The following is a 2,166-nucleotide window of genomic DNA, read 5'->3' on the forward strand; positions in this document are numbered from 1 at the left end:
ATCACGGTGCAGAACGGATCGGCACACCCCGTACCGGAAGAACTCGCCACCTCAACGCTCACCATGCCCGGGAAACCGGCCACTGCCACGATCACCGCGCAGAACGGATCGGCACACCCCGAACCGGAGGAACCCACCAGCGCCGAGGAGAACACCACGATGAGGCCCGACACCCCGGCCACGGATGAGAGCTTCCGGTCCTTCGTCTCCTCGCTGGAGGAGCGGGTCGGCGCCGACAGGCAGTGCCACGTCCACGAGCAGGTGCGTTACCGGCTCATCGCCGAGCTGCACGGGGCCAGGCTCGCCCCCTCGCAGTCCCCTCTCGCCGACATCACCTGCAAGGGTCCGCGGGGAGCGGTCCTGTACGAGGTCCTGGGAGAGGGCGGGCACACCTACGAGCGGATGCGCGAGGCGGTACTGCGGATCATGGAGGTCGAGCACGTCGGCGGGGACCGCGCGGAGCACCTCTTCCTCGTGCTCCCCCAGGCCCCCGAGCCCGCGTGGGCGCCGGCGATGCTGACCACCGCCTTCGACATCGCGACGATCTGGAGAGACGGCACCGGATGGGCCGGTGAGGATCTGGCCACTGCCCTCGGCCAGGCTCCGGGCTGACCCGCCGCGGCCGGGTGGATCACCCCGCCCGAGCGCCGTGCTCCCTACCGGAGGGACCGCTACGGCGGTGTTAACGTTCGCGTTCACATCCCGGCAACGGCATGATCGCGATGCTCGGCGGCATGAGAAACAGGAAATCGTTCGTCGTCGCGGTCGCGCTGGCCGCCCTCATCGGTTCCGGGGCCACCGGCGCGAGCGCCGACCGCGCGGCCGACGGCCGGCCACCGGCGTGTACGCCCCCGTCCGGACCACCCGGACCTCCGGCGCTGAAGCCGACCACCGTCACCACCATCGAGCAGGCGTACCACTGCGTCTTCGCCAACTACTACAGCGGCCCGGTCCTGGACCCCCGCGCGCTGCTGGTGCCCGCGTTCACCGCGCTCACCCAGGAGTTGCAGCGCCGCGGGCTGGACCGGCCGAACGCGACGCTGCCGGCGCTCACCGGCCGCAAGGACGCCGACTGGGCCGCGTTCCGCACCGTCTACCAGAAGGTCGTCGACACGTTGCCGGCCGGCCCCGAGGTACGGCAGGCGGTCGCGGAGGCGACGATGCGCGGCATGGTGCAGAGCCTCGACGACAACCACGCGAACTGGGATCGTCCGACTCCTGGCGGAGTGTCGCTCGGCGCCCGCCTCTCCGGCATCCGTCCTCCGGGAGTGGCCGATCCGGCGGCCACTCCGCCGGCCTTCATCACCGACGTTCTTCCTGACGGCCCGGCCGCCAAGGCGGGGATCCGGCCGGGCGACGAGCTCGTCGCGGTCGACGAGGTGCCACTCTTCGTCAACGGGGTGCTCTCCCAGGGGGTCCTTGACGGGATCATCAGGCCTCCGGCGGGGAAGGCGATCCGGCTCACCCTGCGCCGTCCCTCCACCGGCGGCACCGTCACCGCCTCGGTGACGCCCGCGCCCGTCTCGAGACCGGAGCCGAAGGTCGACTCCAGGCTGCTGTCCGGCGCCGTCGCCTACGTCGCGCTGCCGGCCTTCTTCCCCGGCGCGGCGGACAAGGTCCTGCAGGCCATCGCCTCCCTGCGCGAGCAGGCGACCCTGCGCGGGGTGGTGCTGGACCTGCGCGGCAACGGCGGCGGCAGCCCGCAGGAGGTCGCCAGGCTGCTCGGCGCCTGGTCGCACGGCAAGGTCACCAGCTACTGGTGCGACGTGCGCGACCGCTGCACCGCCAACCGGAGCGACGACACCGTGCCACTGCTGGGCCTGCCCCTGGTCGCGCTCATCGACCGCAACTGCGCCTCGGCGTGCGACTCCTTCACCAGTACGGTCAAGGATCTGCGCCTCGGCACCCTGGTCGGCACCCGTACCGCCGGCGCGGTGTCCGGCCCCGGAGCCGGCTATCTGCTCGACGACGGCAGCATCCTCATCCTGCCCAGGGTCCACGAGATCGGAGCGAACCGGGAGGTCGTCAACACCATCGGCGTCGCCCCCGACCACCAGGCCCCGATGACCTCCGCGGACCTGTCCGCCGGACGCCCGGGTCGCGTCCGGCGCCGCACCGTCGACCGCTCCGAGCGCATCCGCACCTACAACTTTCCCGAGACCCGCA

2 protein-coding genes are annotated in these 2,166 nt (G+C 72.0%); both read left to right on the top strand.

The window, feature by feature from the left end; translation table 11 throughout:
* On the top strand, positions 1–612 hold a 612-nt coding region (locus ABZ260_RS50320; RefSeq protein ID WP_355632874.1), incomplete at its 5' end, for a hypothetical protein.
* A gap of 122 nt (positions 613–734) precedes the next feature.
* On the top strand, positions 735–2,166 hold a 1,432-nt coding region (locus tag ABZ260_RS50325), incomplete at its 3' end, for a S41 family peptidase (RefSeq protein ID WP_355632877.1).

It is taken from the genome of Streptosporangium sp. NPDC006013 (assembly GCF_040614275.1).
Taxonomy (GTDB): domain Bacteria; phylum Actinomycetota; class Actinomycetes; order Streptosporangiales; family Streptosporangiaceae; genus Streptosporangium.